Below are 22,651 nucleotides of genomic sequence, written 5' to 3'. Positions count from 1 at the left end.
CGCCCCCTCGACCACGGTCGCGGGGGCGCCCTCCGCGTCTCCGGGCGTCGCCTGCCGGCGCCCGTGTTGCGCCGGGGGCCGCGGCACGATGGACTCGGAGCATGCACACCGCCCCCCAGGACGCCCCCGGCGACGGCACGGCGCGATCCGCCGGCCTGACCGCCGACGAGATCGACCGGATCCGCCGCGACTTCCCCCTCCTCGGCTCCGAGGTGAACGGCCACCCGCTCGTCTACCTCGACTCGGCCGCCACCTCCCAGAAGCCGCGCCAGGTGCTGGACGCGGAACGCGCGTACCTGGAGCACCGCAACGCGGCCGTCCACCGCGGCGCGCACACGCTCGCGGCCCTCGCGACCGAGGAGTTCGAGGAGGCGCGGGAGAAGGTCGCGCGCTTCGTGGGCGTCGACGCGGGCGAGATCGTGTGGACCTCCAACGCCACCGAGGGGCTGAACCTCGTCGCGTACGGGCTCGGGAGCGCCGCCGCGCCCGCGTCCATCCGCGTGCGGGAGGGCGACGAGATCGTCGTCACCGAGTCGGAGCACCACGCGAACCTCATCCCGTGGCAGCAGCTCGCGCTCCGCACGGGCGCCCGGCTGCGCTTCATCCCGGTCGACGACGCGGGCGCGCTGCGGCTCGAGACGCTGGGCGACGTGATCACGGAGCGCACGCGCGTCGTCGCGCTCGCGCACGTCTCCAACGTGCTGGGCGGGGTCGCGCCGCTCGGACCCGTCGTCGCGCGGGCGCGGGAGGTGGGCGCCCTCGTCGTGCTCGACGCCTGCCAGTCCGTGCCGCACCTGCCCGTCGACCTCCGCGCGCTGGACGTCGACCTCGCGGTCTTCTCCGGGCACAAGATGCTCGCGCCGACGGGGATCGGGGTGCTCTACGGGCGCCGCCGGGTGCTCGAGGCGCTGCCGCCGTTCCTCACAGGCGGGTCGATGATCACGACCGTGACGATGGAGGCGGCGGAGTTCCTGCCGCCGCCGCAGCGCTTCGAGGCCGGCACGCAGCGCATCTCGCAGGTCGTGGCGCTGGGCGCCGCGGTCGACTACCTCGAGGCGGTCGGCATGGACCGGATCGCGGAGCACGGCCGACGCATCGGGGAGCGGCTCGTGACGGGTCTCTCCGGGATCACGGGCGTGCGCGTGCTCGGCCCGGGCGCCGACGGCCACCGCGTCGGGCTCGCGGCGTTCGACCTCGCGGGCGTGCACGCGCACGACGTGGGGCAGATCCTCGACGACCGCGGCATCGCCGTGCGCGTCGGCCACCACTGCGCGCAGCCGCTGCACCGGCGGCTCGGCCTCACGGCGTCCACCCGCGCGAGCGGGACCCTGCACACGACCGACGCCGAGGTCGACCTGCTGCTGCAGGGCGTCGAGGACGCGGCCGCCTTCTTCGGGGCCGGCCGATGAGCGCCCCGGGCGCCGGCGGGAGCGGGCTCTACCAGGAGCTGATCCTCGACCACTCGCGCACGCCCGAGGGCCAGGGCGATCCCACGGGCTGGCCGCTGCACGCGCACCAGGTGAACCCGACGTGCGGGGACGAGATCACCCTCGGGGTCCGCGTCGAGGACGGCCGTGTCGTCGAGATCGCGTGGACGGGACACGGCTGCGCGATCTCGCAGGCGTCGGCCTCGATGCTGGTCGGCGTGCTCGACGGCGTAGACCTCGACACCGTGCACGCGCGCGCCGCCGCGTTCCGCGAGGTGATGCGGAGCCGCGGCGCGTCCCACCTCGACCCGGAGGAGTTCGGCGACGCCGTCGCGCTCGACGGGGTCTCCCGGTACGTCGGCCGCGTCAAGTGCGCGATGCTGCCGTGGACGACGCTCGAGGAGGCGCTCCGGGCGGGCTGACCCGGCCGTCCCCGCGCGGGGCGGGCAGAGTGGGGAGACGGGCCGCGCGAGGCGGCCGCCCGCGACACGAGGAGGATCCGTGGCCCCCGACGACGACGACATGCCGAGCACCATCCGCCGCTCGCCCGAGCACGCGCAGGCCACGTGGTCGGCGGCGCACGCGGCGGCCGAGGGGCAGTACGGATCCGGCGAGCGCGCCGAGCGCACCGCCTACGCCGCGCTCAAGCACGGCTTCGAGAAGGTCGGCGACCACTGGGAACCGAAGGACGAAAAGGGCCCGTCCGACGCGGGCGCCGAGGACCGCGGCGCGGGCACGGCCGGCGGGGTCGACGCCAACGCGTCGAAGGCGCACCTGATGGAGGTCGCGCGCCGCCTCGACGTCAGCGGCCGCAGCCGGATGACGAAGGACGAGCTGGTGGAGGGGATCCGGAAGGCGAACGACCGCGAGACCCGCCGGGCGCGCGAGCGCGAGGGCTGAGGCGGGGCGCCCGTCCGCGCGCGGACGGGCGCCCCACAGGGTCAGCCGATCATCGTGCCGCCGCGCACGTCGTCGAGCACGGTGAGGAGCGCGCCCTGCGTCCAGACGCCGATGCGCCCGGTCGCGTCGTGGAAGCGCGCCGCGTCGGCGGCGGAGAGCTCCGTCGTGCCGACGAGGTCGTCGCCGAGCTGGATCTCCACCGTGTCGTCCGCCGTGTACCGCGCGGTGAGCACGTCGCCCGCGAGCAGTCGCACCGGGATCGCCGGGTAGGCCGTGCGGGTGCCGTCGGTCGCGATGGCGGTCGTCGTGATCGCCTTCGTCCGTGCGTCGTAGGCCACGGTGATCGCGCCGCGGTCGACCGTGCGGGCCGACTGCGCCTTGAGCACGAGGCCCACGGACCGCGCGGTGCGCGCCACCTTGGTCAGCGTCACGGACGCCTCCTGCGTGGCGCCGAGCACCTCGGGTCGCAGCAGCGCGCCGCCCTGGTACGGGCGGAGCGTGCCGGCCGCGAGGCGGTAGGCGGTGGCGGCGGTGTCGCCGGTCCAGGATCCGCCGACCGCGGAGCCGCGGCGCCCGAAGTCGTCGAGCACGGCGGCCTGCACCCGGAAGGTGCGCGTGATCGACTCGGCGGGCGCGAACTCGTCGTCCCCGGCCTGCGTGGCGGTGATCGTGCAGACGCCCGCGGAGGTCGGCGACAGCCGCGTCCCCGTGACCGTGCACGCGCCGGACGCCTGGAACGACACGGGCAGGCCCGAGGTCGCGGTGGCCGTCAGCGCGATCGCGTCGCCGCCCGCGGTCGCGCCGGTCGGCGCGGTGAACGCGATCGTCTGCGCGGCGAGCGCGGCCGGGCCGCCGGACACCATCAGGAAGCTGACCTGGATGTCCGGGCCCGCCGCCTTCGCGATCTCCACCCTGAGCACCCCGTCCGCCCCGACGGTCGCGGTGTACGCGCTCGACGAGTCGGCGCCGAACGGCCGGGCCGTCTCCACGACCTGCCCGTTGAGCGTGATGCGCGCGGCGCGGCTGGCCGTGGTCCACGGGTCCGAGAACCCGAGGTCCACGCGGTGCTCGCCCGGCGTGAGCCCGCCGAAGGAGTACGTCAGCGTCGCGCCGGACTTCGCCCAGCGCAGCGTCGAGTACAGGTCGCCGGTGGCGTCGCCCTTCACGTCGCTGGATCCGGTCCAGCCCCAGGTGGCGCCCGTCGCGGGATCCGCGCCGAGCGGCTGCTCCGGGACCGAGCCGAGGAGCGGCCCGTCGGCGGCGGAGGCGGCGACGATCGCCGTCCAGTCGGCCGTGGCCCAGCCGCCCGCGTCGACCGCGTACTCGAGGTCACGCGGGACGACGACGACGCGGCGGACGAGCGTGCGCCCGTCGTCGAGGGTGCCGCGGAGCTGCACGGGTCCGGCGCCGGCGAGCGCCGCGGCGTCCCAGGTGATCCCGGTGGTCGTGGTCGTGCCACCGGTGGTCACCTCGACCTCGGTCGGCAGCGCGGACGCGTCGTCGGCGCGCACGGTCGCGGGGATCGCGGTCGTGACCTCCCACGGCGCGTACGCCGGGATGTCGCGGACGCTCCACGTGCCCGGGTTCGCGAGGGTCATGGATCCGCCCTCCCCGAAGGACAGCGGCAGCCAGATGTAGGGCGCGTTCGCGAGGTCGTCCGGGGTCCACCGGTCGCCCATGTAGGCGAAGCGGCCGTTCGCCGGGTCGATCGGGATCACGGAGGTGCTCTGCGAGCCGAAGGTCGTGCCGGCGCCGTCGCCCTGCGCGGGGTTGCCGCGGTCGGTCCAGGTGCCGAGGATGTCGGTCGCGGTCGCGTAGGAGGCCGGGTTCGGGTTCCAGCCCGTCGCGCCCGAGGTGATCAGGTAGTAGGTGCCGTGCGACTTGAAGAGCACGGGCGCCTCGCGGTGCGCGCCGACGTAGGGGCGCGTGAAGTCGACGCCCTTGACGGCGTCGGCGGGACCCGTGGCGAGCGCGGTGTAGTCGGCGTCGAGCTTCGAGATGTAGAGGGAGTAGTTCTCCTCGCTCGAGTAGACGATGTACGCGGTCCCGTCGTCGTCGACGAAGAGGTTCATGTCGCGCGCCATGCCCTTGCTCTCGGGCTGGTAGTCGGGCTCCCCGGGCGGCGCCTCGTGGAGGCGGTGGTCGCGGATGTAGCGGAACGGGCCGGTCGGCGAGTCGGCGACGGCGACGCCCGCGGTGGCCTTCGCGTACTGCGCGTCGCTCGTGGCGGTGGGTCCGTCGGTGTGGATCCACATCACCCACTGGCCGGTCGCCGCGTTGTGGATCACCTTCGGGCGCTCGAGGATCGCGGCGGGGCGCGTGGATCCGGCGGCGGGCACGGTGCCGAGGTCCTCGTAGACGGCGGCGCGCGCGTCGGCGTCGAGGTCGCCGTAGAGGCCGGCGAAGTAGGGGTCGGCGTCGAACTGGTCGGGCGACGACATGGCACGGAGGGCGAGGCCCTCGTCGGTCCAGGCCTCGAGGTCGCGCGAGGAGTAGACGTGCACGCCGGGGCTCGAGGCGTAGCCGTTGGAGCGGTCCTCGCCGTACCAGTAGTAGATCGTGTCGCCGGCCTCGTCGACGGACGGGACGATCTGGCCGCCGTGGGCCTGGATCACCTTCCCGGCCGTGTCGAGGCGGGCCTCACCGGGCGTGAAGGTGGCGTCCTCTACGGCCGCGGGGGCCGGCGGGGTCGCGGCGGCGGGAGCGGCCGCGCGGGCGGCGGCGGGCGCCGGAGCGGGCGTCGCGGCGTGCGCCGGCAGGCCCGTGAGGGACAGAGCGGTGGCGAGCCCCGCGGTGACGGCGAGCGCCCGGATGCCCCTCCTCCTCGCGGGGCTCGGGGCCTCGCCCGCGGCGGGCGTCCCGCGTCCGGGTGCGGATGGTTGCGTGATCATCGTCGATCGTCCTCCAGGTGCGCGATGCGGATCCGGACGCCCCGCATCGTCGCGGTGCCCCCTCGCATCGCCTCCCACGCTAGCCCCGGAGGCCGGTGCCATGTCACATGGGTCCGCGGTGGACCATGCACGATCGACCTCGCGCGCCGTCCTCCGGGTCAGGGCAGGTCGACCCGGAACAGCTCGCAGTCCGCGTCGTAGTAGGCGCGCGTGCGGCCGAGGGGACGCATCCCGATGCGGCGGCACACGGCCTGCGACGGCGCGTTCGCCGGGTTCGTGACCGCGAGAACGCGCGCGAGCCCGCCCTCGGCCGCGTGCGCGAGCACCCGCCGGGCGGCCTCCGTCGCGACGCCGCGACCCCACGCGTCCGGGTGCAGGTGCCAGCCGATCTCCGTCTCGCCCTCCGCCGGCGCGTCGCGCGGGGCGGGGTCGTCGCCGGCGAGCGGCGCGGCCGACGCGGGCAGCTCCTTGAGCAGGAGCGTGCCGAGCAGGGCCCCGCCGTCGCGATCCTCGATCGCCCAGATCCCGCGCACCGGGTGGTCGAGCGCGGCGTAGCGGGCGGCGCGCGCGGCGGCCTGCGCGGGATCCGCCTGCGTCGCGCCGGAGCCGATCCACCGCATCACCTCGGGCCGCGCGTGCAGGTCGAGGAGGAAGGGCGAGTCGGCGTCCGTGAAGCGGCGGAGGAGCAGGCGGTCGGTCGCGAGGTCGGGCATCGCCCCAGGCTAGGGCGCGACGTCGGTGGTCGCCCCTAGCGTGACGGCATGCCCGAGCCGGTGGATGCGTGGTGGGCGCGGCGCCGCTGGTCGCGCGGCCTCGACGTGCCATACCCGGTGGGCACCTACCGGGAGGCGTGGGCGTCGTTCCCCGTGCTCATCCGGCAGTACCACCCCGACCTGAACCGCGGCATCACGCTCACGCAGGTGCCGCCCGCGGCCGACGTCCTCCTCACGTGGCAGTGCGACGTCGGGCACGTCTTCGTCGCGACGCCCGAGGAGCAGCGGCGGCGGCCGGGCCGCGAGCGCCGCCGCTCGTCGTGGTGCCCGGACTGCGCGGAGGCCGCGGCGCCGCGCACGCCCGTGCTGCCGATGGCGGACCAGGTGCGCTGGCCGGGGGCGTCGCCGCTCGTGGCGGGGCCGGTGGCGGGCGTGTCCGGGTCCGATGCGGCGGGCGGATCCCCGTCCTCGGCCGTCGGGTCCGGGTCCGCGCCCGCGCGTCCGCGGCGGGGCGCGCGCGACGGCCGGCCCGCGGTCGGCGGCACGACCCGCGAGCGGCGCGGGAAGGACGGCACCCCGAGCACGGCGGGCCCGGCCGAGCGACGCGCCTCCTCGGCCGCGGCTGCGGCCGCCACGCCCGCCCGCCGCCGCCGCTCCCCCGCCGTCTGCGGGAAGACGCCCGACCTCCCCGTCGGCGAGCCGTTCGCGAGCGCGTGCGCGCCGCCGCCCGCGTCCGCCGTCGAGGAGCGCCTGCGGCAGGAGCTCGCCGCCCGCCTCGATCACACGCCCGGCCTCACCGCGGTGCGGCTCGCGCGCCCGTTCTTCGAGCACCTCGAGGCGTGGCCCGACATCCTGCTGCCCGAGCTGCGGGTCGCGATCGAGTACGACAGCACCGGCCGCCACGGCCTCGAGCACGTCGGCCGCCGCGAGGAGGCCGACCGGCGCAAGGACCGGGCGTTGCGGTCCGCCGGGTGGGAGGTCATCCGCATCCGCACGGGCAAGCTGCCGCCCCTCGGGCCCTACGACCTGTGCGTCTCGGGGCTCACCCGCGGCACGGTGGACCTGCTCCTCGACCGGCTCCGCGAGATCCGCGGCCCGTTCCTGGTGGACGCCTACCTGCGGGAGGCGCCGCCGTCGGCCGCGGCCGGGTGAGCCGCGCGACCGCCCGCCTCAGCTGACCCGCGACGCCAGCGCCTCGCTCCGCCAGCGGGCGAGCAGCTCCCACGGATCCGGCTGCCCCGCCGCGAGCGCGGCCACGTGCGCCCGCAGCTCGGCGTCGAGTTCGAACCACTCGGTGCGGGCGAAGCGCTGCCGCGCGAACTCGGCGTGCCGGGCCCGCTCGATCGCCCGCCCGCCGCGCTCGAAGGCCAGCAGCTCGTCGTGCCGCAGCGTGCCGAGCCGCTGCCGCGGGTTGGCGCTCGTGCCGATCTTCATCCGGTCGCCGAAGCGGATGTAGTAGACGACGTCGACCCGCGGCGGCGCTAGCTCGCCGTCCGGGTGCTCGCCGTGCCGCCACTCGCACACGGCGCACAGCCAGCCCGACGGGTAGCGCACGCCGAGGCGGGATCCGCATGCCGGGCACGGCGACGGCAGCACGTCCTCGACGCCGTGCGCCCGCTCCGCCCACGCGGCGGCGGCCACGAGGTGCGCCGCGCACAGCGGCACGGGCGCGCCGGGCTCGACCACGGCGGCGCAGCCCTCGGCGCGGCACGGGGCGGATCCGGTCGACGTCATGCCCCCGACGCTAGGCGCGCGCGCCGACACCGGGGCCCGCGAGAGCCGGACGGGACCCGCTCAGCGCGCCGCGCGCACCACCACGGGCGCCTCGTCCTCGAGGCCGCGGCGGAGCTCCACCGACGTCCACGGCACGGGCGCGTCGGCGAAGATCGGCTCGAGGACCTCCCACATGATGCGGCGGTCGTGGCCCACGAAGTAGACGTCGTAGGAGTCCTCGCCGAACTCGTTGCCGTCGATCCAGCCGGCCTCGAGCAGCTGAAGAGCGTCGTCGCCCGCGATCTCCGTGGCGGCCAGCGACTCGAAGGCCTCGTACGCGGAGGCCGCCTCGCCCGCCTCGAAGCGGAGCACCACCCAGTCGTCGGGTGCGTCCTCGCGGGTCCAGGGCCGCGCGACCGCGACGATCGCCATGGTGAGACCGGTGATGATGCCGGTGAGGAGGAGCGCGCGGATCCGGGGCGTCATGCCCGCGCCCGTCCGGCGTCATCTGCTGCGCTCATGCGGCCTCCCCGTCCCGGCCGCCGCCGAGGAGGGCGCGCACCTGCCCCCAGTATCCCCGGATGCCCGTCCACATGACGGGTCCCCCGGGAGCCTGGACCGGGAACGGTCCTGATGGGTAGCTTTCCCCCGACGAACGGGAGGTCCGCCCGCTCGCCCCACCGCGACGCAGAGGAGCGCCGTGTCCGAACCGAGCACGCACGAGGAGCTGATCGCCGCGATGGCGACCGTCTTCGACCTCATGGACGCCGCCACGCTGGACGCCTGGCACGGGCTCACCGGCCTGCAGATCCAGCTGCTGCGCGTCGTCGCGACCGGCATGCGCGTCGACCGGGCGTCGCTCTCCACCTGGACCCGCACCTCGCGCGCCGCCCTCGTGCCGAGCCTCGCGGGTCTGCTGCAGCGCGGCGTCCTCGCGGAGGAGACGGACGGCGAGGGCCGGTATCTCGTCGTGGGCCCCGCGGGCCGGCGGCTCCTCGACGCCGTGCTGCGCGCCCGCACCGCGTGGATGCGCGAGGCCGGCGCCGCCGCACGGCCGCCCGTCGACGAGGCCGAGCTGCGGCACGCGATCGACACCATGCGGCGCGTCGCCGACGGCGCCTGAGCCGGACGGATCGGGCGGCCGCGCGCGACATCGCCCCTCGACCTCTCGCGGCCGCGTCCCTAGTGTGGGGAAATGGCGAACCCGATCGAGGCCCAGGCCCCTCCGCGATCCGAGCTGAAGCGCTCCATCACGGTCAAGCAGCTGTACTTCTACGTGGTCGGCGACGTCCTCGGATCCGGCATCTACGTGCTCGTCGGCCTGGTCGCCGCGGCCGTCGGCGGCGCGTTCTGGATGGCGTTCCTGGTGGGCGTCTCCATCGCGACCATCACGGGCCTCGCCTACGCGGAGCTCGTCACCAAGTACCCGCAGGCCGCCGGCGCCTCGCTCTACATCAACAAGGCGTTCCGCAGCCCGGTGCTCACGTTCTTCATCACCATCTGCATGCTCAGCGCCAACATGGCGGCCGTCGGATCCCTCGCGGCCGGCTTCGTGCGCTACCTCGCCGACCTGATCGGCCTCCCCGAGTCCGCGATCTGGGCGACCACCGGCATCGCGGTCGCGTTCGTGGCGGTCATCACGCTCATCAACCTCATCGGCATCAGCGAGTCCGTCATCGCCAACGTGGTCATGACCTTCGTGGAGATCAGCGGCCTGATCATCGTCGTCGCCATCGGCGTGATCGCGCTCGTCGAGGGCGTCGGCGACCCCGCCGTGCTGCTGCAGTTCCAGGTCGAGGGCGGCGCCGGATCCGCGGTGCTGGCCGTGCTCGCCGGCGTCTCGCTCGCGTTCTTCGCCATGACCGGGTTCGAGAACGCCGCGAACGTGGCCGAGGAGACCATCGACCCGTCGCGCGCGTTCCCCCGCGCCCTCATCGGCGGCATGATGACCGCCGGCGTCGTCTACGTGCTCGTCTCGATGGCCGCGGCCCTCGCCGTGCCGATCGACGACCTCGCCGGCAACACGCTCCTCGAGGTCGTGCGCGCCGACCTGTTCTTCATCCCCGCGGCGATCATGCTCGTCATCTTCGCCGTGATCGCGATGGTCGCCATCAGCAACACGGCGCTCGTGACCGTGGTGGCCCAGTCGCGGATCCTCTTCGGCATGGCCCGCGAGAACGTCGTGCCCGCGATCTTCGCGAAGGTGCACCCGGCCCGCCGCAGCCCCTACGTGGCGCTGCTCTTCGGCGGCGCCGTGGTGGCGGCGCTCCTCATCATCGGCGCGGCGATCCGCTCCAGCCAGGCCGGCATCCCCGAGGACGAGCGGCTCGACATCGTCGACCGCCTCGCCACCATCACCGTCGTGTTCCTCCTCTTCATCTACGCGCTCGTGATCGTCGCGTGCCTGAAGCTGCGCGGCCACGACGAGACCGACGACACGTACCGCGCGAACACGCCGCTGCTCATCGTCGGGATCCTCGGCAACGTCGCCGTGCTCGTCTACACGCTCGTCGATGACCCCGGGGCGCTGTTCTGGGTCGGCGGCCTGCTCGCGCTGGGGCTGGTGCTCTACCTGGCGCAGCGGACGTTCGGCGCGAAGAAGCCGGACCTCGAGGCCGCGGCGGGCGTCGCCGCGGCAGGCCCCACGGACAGGGAGGTCTGACCGTGCACGTCATCGTCACCACCGACGGATCCCAGGCGTCGCTCGTCGGCGCCCGCCAGTTCCAGCGGATCGCCGACGGCCGCGAGATCACGGAGGTCACGGTGCTCGCGGTCGTGAGCCCCTACGCGGCGGCCCCCTTCGCGAACGAGCTCGGCCCGCATCACCCGCACGCGCAGACGGAGCTGAGCTACCGGAAGGACGCGGCGATCGCGGTCGACGTGGTCGCGGCGGTCTTCGACGGCTGGGGCCCGACGATCCACCGCGACGTGCGCAGCGGCTCCCCGGCCACCGAGATCATCCGCGCCGCCGAGGAGCTCCACGCCGACCTGATCTCCATGGCCGCCGGCAGCCGGGGCCTCACCGCGACGATCCTGCTGGGCAGCACCGCCAGTCGTGTGCAGCACTCGGCGCCGTGCCCGGTGCTGATCTGCCGGCCGGTGCGCGGGCGGGCGTAGCGCGCGAGCCCGCCGAGGGCGCCCGCCGGGACCTCAGTCGAGGGCCTCGAACACCATCGTCGCCTGGATGCGGTCGCCGCCGCCGAGTCCCTTGCTGCCCGACACGGCCGTCGAGATGGTGTGCAGGCGGTAGCCGCGTGCCGCCTGGGCGTTGATCGCGTCCTCCAGCTCCGTGAGGTTGCCGGATCCGGTGCCCCACAGCTTCTCCTTGAGGATGGTCTGCACCACCACGTAGGTCTTCCCGCGCGTGCGCGAGGCCGCGGACGCAGCCGCAGCTGGGGCGGCGGCGGCCGGGATGGACGCGGCCGGGATCGAGGCGGCCGGAGCAGAGGCCACGGGAGCGGAAGCGGCCGAGGCCCCGTACCCCGGGGGCGGCGGAGGCTGCACGGTCTCCGTCCAGCGGGTGCCGTCCCACCAGCGCATGGTCCCCGACCCGTCGTCGTACCACCCGGCCTGCGCCTCAGCTGCCATCGTCTCGCCTCTCCTCGTGAGCTCCTGCGCCCATCGTGCTCCGTCGGGTCCCGGCCGCCCCGCCCGACCCGTCCGAATGTAAAGCCCATGTGAACACTTCCCGGTCGCGCCCGTCCCGTGCGTATCGTGCTCAGCACCTCCCGGCCCGACGCGTCGCCGGTCGAGCGGGAGGATCCCCCGCCCGCGAACGCCGAACCGCTCGGAGGCATCCACATGGCATCCGCACCCCAGCTGCGCAAGAGCCTCACGCAGAGGCAGCTCACCATGATCGCGATCGGCGGCGTCATCGGCGCCGGACTGTTCGTGGGGTCCGGGGTGGTGATCAACGGCGCGGGTCCCGGCGCGTTCCTCACGTACGCGATCTCCGGCGTGCTGATCATCCTGGTGATGCGCATGCTCGGCGAGATGGCGACCGCGAACCCCAGCACCGGGTCGTTCGCCGACTACGCCCGGCACGCCCTCGGCGGCTGGGCCGGCTTCTCGATGGGCTGGCTGTACTGGTACTTCTGGGTCATCGTCGTGGGCTTCGAGGCGGTCGCCGGCGCGAAGGCGCTCACCTACTGGTTCGACGCGCCGCTCTGGCTCCTCTCCCTCGGCCTCATGGCGCTGATGACCGCCACCAACCTCATCTCCGTCGGCGCGTTCGGCGAGTTCGAGTACTGGTTCGCGGGGATCAAGGTCGCCGCGATCATCCTGTTCCTCGGCCTCGGCAGCCTCTACGTGCTGGGCATCTGGCCAGGCCGCTCGCTCGACTTCTCCAACCTCGTCGCCAACGGCGGCTTCTTCCCCAACGGCGTCGGGGCGATCTTCTCCTCGGTCGTCGTCGTGATCTTCTCCATGGTCGGCGCGGAGATCGCCACCATCGCGGCCGCCGAGTCCAAGGACCCCGCGAAGGCCATCCGGAAGTCGACCAACTCCGTGATCCTCCGCATCTCCCTCTTCTTCGTCGGCTCGCTCTTCCTCCTCGCCGTGATCCTCCCCTGGGACTCCACGGAGCTCGGCGCCTCCCCGTTCGTGAGCGCGTTCGACCGCATGGGGATCCCGTTCGCGGGCGACGTGATGAACGCGGTCGTCCTCACCGCCGTGCTCTCGTGCCTCAACTCCGGCCTCTACACGGCGAGCCGCATGCTGTTCGTGCTCGCGGCGCGGAAGGAGGCACCGGCGAGGCTGGTGGAGGTGACCGAGCGCGGAGTCCCGCGCGCGGCGATCCTGCTCTCGTCCGTCGTCGGCTTCCTCTGCGTCATCGCGGCGGCCGTCTCCCCCGACACCGTCTTCCTGTTCCTGCTCAACTCCTCGGGCGCGATCATCCTGTTCGTCTACCTGCTGATCGCGATCTCGGAGATCGTCCTCCGCCGCCGCAGCGGATCCGCCGGGCTCCCGGTGAAGATGTGGCTGTTCCCGGGCCTCTCGATCGTCACGGTCGTCGGGATCCTCGCCGTGCTCGCGCAGATGGCGCTGGATCCCGAGATCCGCCCGCAGCTCGTGCTGAGCCTGGTCGCATGGGCGGTCGTGCTGGCGCTCTACGTGGTGACGAAGGCGCGGGGCGGGTCCGTGGATCCGGCGGAGACCGCCGATGCGGAGGAGGCCAGCGCGCCCGCCATGCCGGTGCCCGACACCCGGTGAGCTCGCCGGCCGACCGGTGACCGCCGCGCCCGGCTGATTAGGCTGGCGGCATGGCGACAGTGATCCTCGTGCGGCACGGACGCACCACAGCGAACGCGACCGGGATCCTGGCGGGGCGCACCCCCGGCGTCGACCTCGACGACACCGGACGCGACCAGGCCGACCGCGCCGGCGACCGGCTCGCCGCCGTCCCGCTCGCGGCCGTCGTCTCCAGCCCGCTGCAGCGCTGCTGGGAGACCGCGCAGCGGATCCTCGAGCGGCAGCAGGGCACGCCGCCCCAGCCCGTCGACCCCGAGCTCACCGAGTGCGACTACGGGGTCTGGCAGGGCCGGCCGCTCAGCGAGCTCGCCACCGAGGACCTCTGGAAGACCGTCCAGGCGCACCCGTCCGCGGTTGTCTTCCCCGGCGGCGAGTCCATGGCCGGGATGCAGGCGCGCGCCGTCGCCGCCATCCGCCGCCACGACGCCGCAATCGAGGCGGAGCACGGGCCCGGCGCCGTCTGGGTCGCGGTGAGCCACGGCGACATCATCAAGTCGATCCTCGCCGACGCCTACGGCATGCACCTCGACCTGTTCCAGCGCATCGACGTCGGCCCCGCGTCCCTCTCGATCGTCCGCTACGGCCCGGGCCGCCCCACCGTGCACGCGACGAACACCGACGCGGGCGACCTCTCGTGGCTGGCGACGAGCGCCGTGGCCGGCGATGCGCCGGTCGGCGGCGGCGCCGGGCACAGCACGCCGTGATCGCACGCGCCTAGAGTGGACGCATGCCCACACGAGCCCTCGAATTCGACTGGCCCGACCGGGCCGTGGTCGGCACCATCGGCCTCCCGGGCGCGCGCACGTTCTACTTCCAGGTGCGCTCCGGACCGCAGCTGGTGACCATCGCCCTCGAGAAGCAGCAGTCCGCTCTGCTCGCCGAGAAGATCGACGAGATCCTCGACCAGCTCGTCACCGTCGAGGGCAACCCCTTCAGCATCCCCGCGAGCACGCCCCCGGAGCTCGTCGACAACGACCCGCTCGAGGAGGTCGACGAGCGCTGGCGCACCGGCGCCATGGGCCTCGGCTGGGATCCGACGACGGCCCAGGTCGTCATCGAGGCGTACCCGCTCGCGGAGGACGACGACAGCGATGACTTCGACCTCCCGAGCGTCGACGACGACGTGGACGACACCGAGATGCTCGTGGTGCGCATGCCCGTCGGCGCCGCCCGCGCGTTCGCCAAGCGCACCCACGAGGTCGTGGGCGCCGGCCGCCCGATCTGCGCGATCTGCGGCTACCCCATCGACCCCGACGGGCACGAGCACACCTTCCCCGACGAATGATGTCGGCGACGGACCCGCTGGACGGCGAGCTGATCGTCACCGGCCGCATCCGCACCGCGTCCAACGCGACCTTCCTCGGGACGATCGGCGACGTGACCGTCGTCTACAAGCCGATCCGCGGTGAGAACCCGCTCTGGGACTTCCCCGACGCGGTTCTCGCGCACCGCGAGGTCGCTGCCTACCTCGTCTCCGAGGCGCTCGGCTGGGGCATCGTGCCGCGCACGTGGCTCCGCGACGGGCCCGCGGGCGAGGGCATGGTGCAGCTCTGGCAGGAGGAGGATCCGGACCAGGACGCCGTCGACCTGGTCCCCGCTGCCGAGATCCCCGAGGCCGGCTACCGCACGGTCCTGGGCGGCGAGGACGAGGAGGGCAACACGGTCGCCCTCATCCACGAGGACACGCCGGCGCTGCGCCGCATGGCGGTCTTCGACGTCATCGTCAACAACGCCGACCGCAAGGGCTTCCACGTGCTCGCCACGCCGGACGGCCACCGCTTCGGCGTCGACCACGGCCTCACCTTCCACGAGGACCACAAGCTCCGCACGGTGCTGTGGGGGTGGGTCGGGGATCCGCTCACGGCGGAGGAGCTCGAGGGCGTGGATCGGGTGCTCGCGGGGCTGGATGGGGAGCTGGGGCGGGAGTTGGCGGGGCTGCTCACCGCGGAGGAGGTCGCGGCGCTGGCGGAGCGGTGCACGCGCCTGCACCTGGAGGCACGGTTCCCGGCGCCGGCCGGTCAGCAGTCCGCGGTGCCTTGGCCGCTCTTTTGAGAGCCGCCCCGGCATCGCCGTCGGGACACGGCGCTATGCCCGGCATGGCACCTTACTCGACGGGTATGTCAATTGTGGCGACAAGTAGCCCTTACCGGCTTATGCGCCTCCCCAGCGCTCTCTACCCCCAAAGGGGGCATTGACGCGAAGTAGTGACCAAGTAGATTTGGGTCTGTGTTGATGGTCTAATTTGGTAAGACGGCGGCCTTTATTCGCCCTAGGGTCCTTTAAAGCCGCAGATGTTCGTTCAAGTCGAGCCAACACACATGCAAAACGACGTACTCAAATTGATCAACACACCCGCACAGACGGCGTTTAAGAAGAGCGCAGGGCAGAACAATCACTTCTTAATTACCATTCTAGTTGGCCTCGATGCCGTTAAAGTCGGTTCGGCAACGCTAAACGAAGAATTCAGCACCGTCTGGAACCCGCGAGATCACGCTCGGTCGGCGGCGCGAAGCCGCGAGTACGCGCTGGTGACATCCCTTGCTTGGATTGTAGATCTGGTCGACGCGTATCGAAAGCGCACTTTGCAAGTTGACGCGCTGTTTACTGCGCTCGAGGTTGCTGTCATTAACAACCTCGACGGCGGGCGCGAAAAACTAACGGCAGTTACTGACCGCTTGAGGCTTGACAAAGACGACCCCGAGCTAAATCTCGTCCTTTTTGGGCTAAATTGGCGTAACGCCACCGTACACTCAGGCGGGCCGCTTCGCATTCGTAGCCAAACTAGAACCAACCTCGAGAAACACGCAAACGACATTGCGTCACTCCACAGAGGACTGGACATTGTTAGAGCAATTAATTCTTTTGAAGCGGGTCTCTCACCTAGCTTTAAAGAGGTCGCCAGCATCATCGCGGCCGCACATCGGCTTATTGGCATTATCGACAACGCCATAGTGACAATGGTCAACACCGAGGAGTACACGGAGAAACTTCTCGGCTCCTACTTCAAGTCCCGCTTTAGTCTCAACAATCAAGTGTATAACCAATTTTGGCCCGGCAGTGTGCACAAATCACGATCAAGGCTTGAGACTTTTCTACTACAGTCTGGGTTCGGCCGAGCGCCCGATGGCCAGACTCTCTCACGCACGTACCTCGAAGAGCTGTGCGCCCTTTCTGCACGCGATGCGCACTATAGGTTCTCACCACCCTAATTTAAAGAGCACTTGGGCGGAGAGCAACTCGCCTTATCGTAACTCAACTTGTACGCCCTACTACTACACCCAGCGAGATCAAACGTCGGGCGGTGGTGGCCGGAGACTCACGCAATTCGTAACCGGCTTTACTAGCGGCAATCGCCCCTACGAACGGCATGGTGAGGAAATCGAGAATCTCTTGCAATTCGGACGTGTCGGGCTTTGGGGCAATCTGATCTCTTACCGCGCGATACAAGCTGACAATATCTAGAGAAGAGCCTAAAACTGGATCGTTCTCTTCAGTTTCGCGTACAAAGCAATCTACAACCAGGTTCAGCAATCGGCTTCGCCTGTCCAGGGCGGCCCACTTCGCCTGCAACACATCCCAGCCCTGTTCAACGTCGAACAGCATCACCAAATCCTCCGGGCCCAGTGGAGAAGTTTCGTGATGGCGCAGGACTTCTTCCAGCTGACTCACGGAGATCAGCACCACTTTATTGTCTTTTGCCCACTGTTCGAGGCGCCCCGGCTGGAATGCCGGCCCAATGACGGCTGCCAGAGTCGCCCCATGCTTTACCTTGTGCTCATGAAGAGCTTGAAAATTGATGGCATTTTCTCCGACCATCCCGGATCCTGCCGTCTTCGCGTCGATTATGGCCGTTCCATAAGTAATAGAACCGACTCCGACATGCACGATGACGTCAGTGTTTCCCGGACCACCTAGATGCACTGACCGCTGACCTAGAAACGTGAACGCATCAGCAATTAAAGATTCGAAGCGCTGAGAGTTCTGGGATGCGGTGGAGGCAGAAATTAATTCCGAAGTGAGTGAGCTTGCCGTCCGCCGTTCCACGCTTTCCGCATCCCGGGACGCCCCCTCTGTCAACTCGCGCTCACCCGAGCCACTAGGAGCCATCAGGGGAAGCTCTTCCCCCAAAGCCGCGCCCAGCTTTGTAAGCCGGTACTGTGCGTAGCCCGTTTCTGTTACTGCCCCGCACGCTCGTAATATGCGTAGGATTGTGGCCACTGTCGACGTGTTGGCCACTTGTAGTCCGTAAGCCGACACGGCCTTTTCGTGCAACTGCGGCACTCTGTTAATTGAGTCTACATGGGAGAGAAGCTCGCCAACAAAACGAATGTTGATATGTAATATCCGTACGAGGTCTACATCGTGAGTAGATTCGATCCATTCTCGAGCTGCAGCGGTTGCCGAGAACATCGACTTGCCAATGGGCTCGTAAAGACCCATTGCGCGCAAAGTCGTAAGCGCCGAGCTAGCAGAGCTTGCTTTTATACTGAACACATCTGCGCAGTAAATATCAAAGTCTTTTTGAGATATAGATGGGATTCCCGCTGATGTCAACGACCGTAAACTGTCAATGACCGACTGCCCATCTACGCTCGGCACATAGGCCACGACGTGCTTTCGCTTGTCTTGCTGCGTTGAGTCCGCCCGTAGCGCACTGAGCAGACTGGAAATTTCTGCCGGCTGAACTGGAAGCACGACGTCAACAGTATCGTTGGATTGCGCCCACGCGGCGGCTTGTTGCTCGATTGCAATGCCGTCGAGTAGATCACGACCTGACTGCGAGAGCCGATATGAGTTTGAGCCGGTCTCTTCAATAAGCTCTAATATGCGCAACCATGTGATACGTCGACGTACCGAATCAGCACTTCGCCAGCCGAGCTTATATTTCTCATTAGCTGCATTTGTAAGGTCACTGACAGAGCGAGGCGCCACTTCAAGTTCAGCCAGGAGCTCGCCAACGAAACGAACGTGTCGGTGAAAAATCAGCGCAAGGTAGTCTGGACGGCCGTTCAGTAGCCACTCGCGCGCGTAGGGGGTGACTTGGATTGCGCCGGTGGTCGCTCTTGTCATTAAATGAGCGGCGCCCAATTGCGAGGCGTAGTCTTTTGCCGTAAGGCGGCGACTTGAGCCAGGGGTATTGAAGACGAACTCGGGGTCAATGCCAGAACCTTCCGCGACCTGCGTCAGAACACCGCGAAGCAACTCCAACCAGCCGTTAGCTGCTCCCGGCAGGCTAGGCATGCTCGAACTTCGCTGTCGCCACGGAAGTGGGTTCAGGGTCTCATCACCTTCATTGGCCATGCGTAGAACCTACGCGATGGTTGGCAGCTCCTGAGCCCGTTAACTGCTCAATCCAAGATCAGTTGTTGAACCGGAACTCCACCACGTCGCCGTCCTGCATGACGTACTCCTTGCCCTCGATGCGGGCCTTGCCCTTGGCGCGCGCCTCGGCGATGCTGCCGGTCTCGACCAGGTCGTCGTAGGAGATGACCTCGGCCTTGATGAATCCCTTCTCGAAGTCGGTGTGGATCACGCCGGCCGCCTGCGGGGCCTTCCAGCCACGGCCGATGGTCCAGGCCCGCGTCTCCTTGGGGCCCGCCGTCAGGTAAGTCTGGAGGCCGAGGGTCTCGAAGCCGATGCGGGCGAGCTGGTCGAGGCCGGACTCCTCCTGGCCGGTGCTCGCGAGCATCTCGGCGGCATCCTCGGGGTCGAGCTCGATGAGCTCCGACTCGATCTTCGCGTCGAGGAACACGGCCTGCGCGGGCGCCACGAGGGCGGCCAGCTCGGCCAGCTTGGTCGTGTCGCCGAGCACCTGCTCGTCGACGTTGAACACGTAGATGAAGGGCTTGGCGGTCAGCAGGCCCAGCTCGCGGACGGGCTCGAGGTCGATCTTCGACGCCGACAGCGGCTTGCCCGAGTCGAGCCACTCGCGCGCGGCCTTCGCGGTCTCGAGCACGACGGGCTCGATGCGCTTCGTCTTCAGCTCCTTCTCGTAGCGCGGCTCGGCGCGCTCGAGGGTCTGCAGGTCGGCGAGGATCAGCTCGGTGTTGATGGTCTCCATGTCGCTCGCGGCGTCGACGCGGCCGTCGACGTGCACGACGTCCTCGTCCTCGAAGCCGCGGACGACCTGCGCGATGGCGTCGGCCTCGCGGATGTTGGCGAGGAACTGGTTGCCGAGGCCCTCGCCCTCGCTCGCGCCGCGGACGATGCCCGCGATGTCGACGAAGGAGACGGGGGCGGGGAGGATCCGCTCGGAGCCGAAGAGGCCGGCGAGCACCTCGAGGCGCGGGTCCGGCAGGTTCACCACGCCCACGTTCGGCTCGATCGTCGCAAACGGGTAGTTCGCGGCGAGCACCTGGTTCTTGGTCAGGGCGTTGAAGAGCGTCGACTTGCCGACGTTGGGGAGACCGACGATCGCGATAGTGAGAGCCACGGGAGTCCATCGTACGGGGCCCTCCGGCTCCTCCCCCGCCCGCGGTCGGCTGGGCTGTCCCGGGATCCGGCGTCGGTCGTGCGTGGAACACTCGAACCATGCCGTTGGACTTCACCGCGATCGACTTCGAGACCGCCAACAACTCGTCGGCGAGCGCGTGCTCGGTGGGTCTCGTGAAGGTCCGGGACGGCGTCGTGGTCGAGACCGCGTCCTGGCTCATCCGGCCGCCCGCGGGGCACGACACCTTCTCGGTCTGGAACACGCGGATCCACGGCATCGTCGAAGACGACGTCATCGACGCCGACGGCTGGGCCGACCAGCTGCCGCGCCTGATGGCCTTCGCGGGCGACGACCACCTCGTGGCCCACAACGCGCGCTTCGACATGGGCGTGATCCAGGGCGCGTGCAAGGCCACCGCGCTCATCCCGCCGCCGTACTCCTACCTCTGCAGCCTCCAGGTCGCGCGCCGCACCTACGCGCTCGACTCGTACCGGCTGCCGGTCGCCGCGCGGGCCGCGGGCTTCGAGGACTTCTCGCACCACGAGGCGCTGGCGGACGCCCGCGCGTGCGCCGCCATCGTCGTGCACGCGGCCTCCCGGCACGGCGCCGCGTCGATCGCGGGGCTGGCGGAGGCGGCCGGCGTCGGCCTCGGCCGCATCGGCGCGCCGCGTACGCAGACCGTCACGCAGGCCTCCGCGGCCGCGACGCCGCCCATCGACTGGGCCTGATCCCCCGCTCGCCCACCCGCCGACCCGCGTCCCGGCCGTGTCGGGGGCCGCTGGCACACTGCACGCATGGATCCCGTCATCGCCCTGCTCGTCGGCCTCGTCATCGGCCTGGCCGTGGGCGCGGTGGTCGGGCTCGCCGTGTCGCGCGCCCGCTCGGGCGTGGACGCACCGGGCAGCGCGGGCGAGGCCGCGCGGCTCGCCGCCGCCGAGGCCACGGTCCAGGCGCTGCGCGAGCAGCTGGATCGCACGGAGCGGCTCGCCGAGGAGCAGGTCGCGCAGACCACCGCGCAGTTCGCCGAGCGCGCCCAGACGCAGGATGCGCTGCACCGCGAGCGGCTCGACGCGCAGGAGTCCCACCTCCGCGAGCAGATCGGCCAGCAGGAGGACCGCATCGCGGAGCTGCAGACGAGGCTGCGCGAGATCCAGCGCGCCGAGGTCGCCCGCACGGAGGAGGACGGCCGCGTGCTCACCGCGCTCAGCCCCGTCGCCGAGAGCCTCAAGCAGGTGCAGGCGAAGGTGCACGAGCTGGAGGAGCAGCGCCGGCAGCAGCACGGCGAGCTGAGCGAGCAGCTGCGGAGCGCCACCGAGGCGGAGGAGCGGCTGCGCGCCACGGCCGAGACGCTCGCGTCAGCGCTCCGCTCCAACAGCACGCGCGGCGTGTGGGGCGAGACGCAGCTGCGCAGCGTCGTCGAGGCGGCGGGCCTCATCCACCGCGTCGACTTCGACGTGCAATCGTCCGTCTCCACGGCGCAGGGCATCGGCCGGCCCGACATGGTCGTGCACCTGCCCGGCGGCAAGAACATCGCGGTGGACGCGAAGGCGCCCTTCACCGCGTACCTCGAGGCGAGCGCCATCCCCGCTTCCGCGACCGGGCCCGAGGGTGCGCGGCGCGACCACCTCATGAGGCAGCACGTGCAGGCCGTGCGCGACCACATCACGGCGCTCGGCAGCCGCGCCTACTGGGAGGGGCTCGACGCGAGCCCGGAGATGGTCATCGCGTTCATCCCGAGCGAGTCGCTGGTGTCGTCGGCGCTGGAGGCGGATCCGAGCATCATGGAGTTCGCGTTCTCCCGCCGGGTCGCGCTCTCCTCGCCCGTCACGCTGTGGTCGGTGCTCAAGACCGTCGCGTTCAGCTGGCAGCAGGAGGTGCTCACGGAGGACGCGAAGCAGCTCTTCGACCTCAGCCGCGAGCTGCACGCGCGCCTCGCCACGAGCGGCGAGCACATCGCCAAGCTCGGCCGCTCGCTCACAGGAGCGGTGGGCGACTACAACCGGGTGGTCGGATCCCTGGAGCGCCAGGTCCTCCCCACCGCCCGCCGCCTCACCCGGCTCGACGAGTCCAAGGTCATCGGCACGCTCGAGCCGCTCGAGGCCACCACCCGGCAGCTCACCGCGGACGAGTTCACGCGCCCGCCCGCCCCGGTCGCGGACACCCCCGCTGGGTAGAGTGGCGAGCACGCGGGGCCCGGCCGGGGGACGTGATCCCACCGGCCGACGAGGACCCGCGACAGCCGCACGGCGTCGCCGTGGATCCGCCGAAGGAGATGCACCATGCCCGTAGCAACCCCCGAGCAGTACGCCGAGATGCTGGATCGCGCCAAGGCCGGCGGATTCGCCTACCCGGCGGTCAACGTCTCCTCGTCGCAGACCATCAACGCGGTCCTTCAGGGCCTCACCGACGCCGGATCCGACGGCATCATCCAGGTCACCACGGGCGGCGCCGACTACTTCTCCGGCCACACCGTGAAGAACCGCGCGGCCGGCGCGCTCGCGTTCGCGCGCTTCGCCACCGAGGTGGCCAAGAACTACCCGATCACCGTCGCGCTGCACACCGACCACTGCCCGAAGGACGCCCTCGACGGCTTCGTCATCCCCATGATCGAGGCCAGCGAGGAGGAGGTCCGCGCGGGCCGCAACCCCATCTTCCAGTCGCACATGTGGGACGGCTCGGCCATCCCGCTCAACGAGAACCTCGACATCGCGACGGACCTGCTCCCCCGCATGAAGGCGATCAACGCGATCCTCGAGGTCGAGATCGGCGTCGTCGGCGGCGAGGAGGACGGCGTCAGCCACGACACCGGCTCGCACCTGTACACGACCCTCGAGGACGCGATCTCCACGGTCGAGGCCCTCGGCCTCGGCGACGAGGGCCGCTACATGGCCGCGCTCACCTTCGGCAACGTGCACGGCGTGTACAAGCCCGGCGGCGTGCAGCTGCGCCCGGCGCTGCTCAAGGAGATCCAGGACGGCATCCAGTCGAAGTACGGCACCGGCGAGAAGCCCTTCGACCTCGTCTTCCACGGCGGATCCGGCTCCTCCGACGACGAGATCGCCCAGGCCGTGCGCAACGGCGTCGTGAAGATGAACATCGACACCGACACGCAGTACGCGTTCAGCCGCTCCATCGCCGACTCGGTGCTCCGCAACTACGACGGCTTCCTCAAGGTCGACGGCGAGGTCGGCGACAAGAAGACGTACGACCCCCGCGCCTGGGGCAAGACGGCGGAGTCCGCCATGGCCGCCCGCGTCGTCGAGGCCACGCGCCAGCTCGGCTCGCACGGCAAGTCGCAGAGCTAGCGGGACGCAGCCGCGCGCA

General features: G+C 70.8%; 22 protein-coding genes. 15 read left to right on the top strand and 7 right to left on the bottom strand.

Going from position 1 to position 22,651, the window contains the following annotated elements; genetic code table 11:
- Positions 1-101: 101 nt before the first annotated feature.
- The 3 genes from FGI33_RS02130 (at position 102) to FGI33_RS02120 (ending at position 2,327) form a co-directional block, all read left to right on the top strand.
- Positions 102-1,409, top strand: coding sequence for an aminotransferase class V-fold PLP-dependent enzyme (locus FGI33_RS02130; protein ID WP_182623254.1), 1,308 nt, complete (start codon positions 102-104; stop codon positions 1,407-1,409).
- The gene (gene sufU, locus FGI33_RS02125) at positions 1,406-1,849 is read left to right on the top strand and encodes a Fe-S cluster assembly sulfur transfer protein SufU (protein WP_119433815.1); all 444 of its coding nucleotides are present in this window, start codon (positions 1,406-1,408) and stop codon (positions 1,847-1,849) included. The genes FGI33_RS02130 and sufU overlap by 4 nt, the downstream gene beginning before the upstream one ends.
- A gap of 79 nt (positions 1,850-1,928) precedes the next feature.
- The gene (locus FGI33_RS02120; protein ID WP_119433816.1) at positions 1,929-2,327 is read left to right on the top strand and encodes a ChaB family protein; all 399 of its coding nucleotides are present in this window, start codon (positions 1,929-1,931) and stop codon (positions 2,325-2,327) included.
- Positions 2,328-2,368: 41 nt separating this feature from the next.
- Here the strand turns inward: FGI33_RS02120 and FGI33_RS02115 are convergent, their stop codons facing one another.
- Positions 2,369-5,218: a glycoside hydrolase family 43 protein gene (locus tag FGI33_RS02115; protein ID WP_119433817.1), complete on the bottom strand. Its 2,850-nt coding sequence runs from the start codon at positions 5,216-5,218 to the stop codon at positions 2,369-2,371.
- Positions 5,219-5,376: 158 nt separating this feature from the next.
- A complete protein-coding gene (locus FGI33_RS02110) occupies positions 5,377-5,931 on the bottom strand; it encodes a GNAT family N-acetyltransferase (protein ID WP_237582182.1) in 555 nt (184 codons plus the stop codon).
- A 48-nt stretch (positions 5,932-5,979) separates the two neighbouring features.
- On the opposite strand from FGI33_RS02110, the gene FGI33_RS02105 reads away from it, so the two are divergent.
- The gene (locus FGI33_RS02105) at positions 5,980-7,083 is read left to right on the top strand and encodes a zinc-ribbon domain-containing protein (RefSeq protein WP_237582181.1); all 1,104 of its coding nucleotides are present in this window, start codon (positions 5,980-5,982) and stop codon (positions 7,081-7,083) included.
- 18 nt (positions 7,084-7,101) lie between these two features.
- Here FGI33_RS02105 and FGI33_RS02100 read toward each other — a convergent pair whose 3' ends face one another.
- Entirely contained in the window at positions 7,102-7,665 is a 564-nt protein-coding gene (locus FGI33_RS02100) for a GIY-YIG nuclease family protein (RefSeq protein WP_237582180.1), read from the bottom strand.
- Positions 7,666-7,725: 60 nt separating this feature from the next.
- On the bottom strand, positions 7,726-8,130 hold the full coding sequence (locus FGI33_RS02095; protein WP_119403261.1) for a hypothetical protein: 405 nt from the start codon (positions 8,128-8,130) through the stop codon (positions 7,726-7,728).
- A 214-nt stretch (positions 8,131-8,344) separates the two neighbouring features.
- On the opposite strand from FGI33_RS02095, the gene FGI33_RS02090 reads away from it, so the two are divergent.
- The 3 genes from FGI33_RS02090 to FGI33_RS02080 all read left to right on the top strand — a co-directional run bounded on the left by FGI33_RS02090 (position 8,345) and on the right by FGI33_RS02080 (position 10,761).
- Positions 8,345-8,767 carry a MarR family transcriptional regulator gene (locus FGI33_RS02090; RefSeq protein WP_119434100.1) on the top strand — a complete coding sequence of 141 codons (423 nt, stop codon included), beginning with the start codon at positions 8,345-8,347 and terminating at the stop codon, positions 8,765-8,767.
- Between the two features lie 72 nt (positions 8,768-8,839).
- Positions 8,840-10,306, top strand: a complete 1,467-nt coding sequence (locus FGI33_RS02085) for an APC family permease (RefSeq protein WP_119434101.1) — start codon at positions 8,840-8,842, stop codon at positions 10,304-10,306.
- A 2-nt stretch (positions 10,307-10,308) separates the two neighbouring features.
- Positions 10,309-10,761, top strand: coding sequence for a universal stress protein (locus tag FGI33_RS02080; RefSeq protein WP_119434102.1), 453 nt, complete (start codon positions 10,309-10,311; stop codon positions 10,759-10,761).
- 33 nt (positions 10,762-10,794) lie between these two features.
- On the opposite strand, the gene FGI33_RS02075 is transcribed toward FGI33_RS02080, so the two are convergent.
- Positions 10,795-11,232, bottom strand: coding sequence for a DUF2510 domain-containing protein (locus tag FGI33_RS02075; protein WP_119434103.1), 438 nt, complete (start codon positions 11,230-11,232; stop codon positions 10,795-10,797).
- A 213-nt stretch (positions 11,233-11,445) separates the two neighbouring features.
- Between FGI33_RS02075 and FGI33_RS02070 the strand changes: the two genes are divergently transcribed.
- The 5 genes from FGI33_RS02070 (at position 11,446) to FGI33_RS02050 (ending at position 16,103) form a co-directional block, all read left to right on the top strand.
- Positions 11,446-12,855, top strand: a complete 1,410-nt coding sequence (locus FGI33_RS02070; protein WP_119434104.1) for an amino acid permease — start codon at positions 11,446-11,448, stop codon at positions 12,853-12,855.
- Positions 12,856-12,905: 50 nt separating this feature from the next.
- Positions 12,906-13,598: a histidine phosphatase family protein gene (locus tag FGI33_RS02065; RefSeq protein ID WP_119434105.1), complete on the top strand. Its 693-nt coding sequence runs from the start codon at positions 12,906-12,908 to the stop codon at positions 13,596-13,598.
- A 23-nt stretch (positions 13,599-13,621) separates the two neighbouring features.
- Positions 13,622-14,179: a DUF3090 domain-containing protein gene (locus FGI33_RS02060; RefSeq protein ID WP_119434106.1), complete on the top strand. Its 558-nt coding sequence runs from the start codon at positions 13,622-13,624 to the stop codon at positions 14,177-14,179.
- Positions 14,179-14,946 carry an SCO1664 family protein gene (locus FGI33_RS02055; protein ID WP_119434107.1) on the top strand — a complete coding sequence of 256 codons (768 nt, stop codon included), beginning with the start codon at positions 14,179-14,181 and terminating at the stop codon, positions 14,944-14,946. The genes FGI33_RS02060 and FGI33_RS02055 overlap by 1 nt, the downstream gene beginning before the upstream one ends.
- A 266-nt stretch (positions 14,947-15,212) precedes the next feature.
- On the top strand, positions 15,213-16,103 hold the full coding sequence (locus tag FGI33_RS02050; protein ID WP_147359320.1) for a hypothetical protein: 891 nt from the start codon (positions 15,213-15,215) through the stop codon (positions 16,101-16,103).
- Between the two features lie 43 nt (positions 16,104-16,146).
- Here the strand turns inward: FGI33_RS02050 and FGI33_RS02045 are convergent, their stop codons facing one another.
- Together FGI33_RS02045 and ychF are read right to left on the bottom strand one after the other, a co-directional pair.
- Positions 16,147-18,135, bottom strand: coding sequence for a hypothetical protein (locus FGI33_RS02045; protein ID WP_147359321.1), 1,989 nt, complete (start codon positions 18,133-18,135; stop codon positions 16,147-16,149).
- A gap of 118 nt (positions 18,136-18,253) precedes the next feature.
- Positions 18,254-19,327, bottom strand: a complete 1,074-nt coding sequence (gene ychF, locus FGI33_RS02040) for a redox-regulated ATPase YchF (protein WP_119434109.1) — start codon at positions 19,325-19,327, stop codon at positions 18,254-18,256.
- A gap of 98 nt (positions 19,328-19,425) precedes the next feature.
- Here ychF and FGI33_RS02035 point away from each other — a divergent pair, with 98 nt between their 5' ends.
- The 3 genes from FGI33_RS02035 (at position 19,426) to fbaA (ending at position 22,632) form a co-directional block, all read left to right on the top strand.
- Positions 19,426-20,055, top strand: coding sequence for a 3'-5' exonuclease (locus FGI33_RS02035; RefSeq protein ID WP_237582179.1), 630 nt, complete (start codon positions 19,426-19,428; stop codon positions 20,053-20,055).
- A gap of 66 nt (positions 20,056-20,121) precedes the next feature.
- Positions 20,122-21,501: a DNA recombination protein RmuC gene (locus FGI33_RS02030; RefSeq protein ID WP_237582178.1), complete on the top strand. Its 1,380-nt coding sequence runs from the start codon at positions 20,122-20,124 to the stop codon at positions 21,499-21,501.
- Positions 21,502-21,606: 105 nt separating this feature from the next.
- Complete coding sequence (fbaA, locus tag FGI33_RS02025; protein WP_119433952.1) at positions 21,607-22,632, top strand: class II fructose-bisphosphate aldolase; 1,026 nt, start codon at positions 21,607-21,609, stop codon at positions 22,630-22,632.
- Positions 22,633-22,651: the final 19 nt, after the last annotated feature.

Origin of the sequence: Clavibacter phaseoli (genome assembly GCF_021922925.1) — a bacterium.
In the GTDB taxonomy this organism is placed as follows: Bacteria; Actinomycetota; Actinomycetes; order Actinomycetales; family Microbacteriaceae; genus Clavibacter; species Clavibacter phaseoli.
Note: the sequence above shows the minus strand (reverse complement) of the source record. Positions and strands in the feature narration are given on the sequence as shown.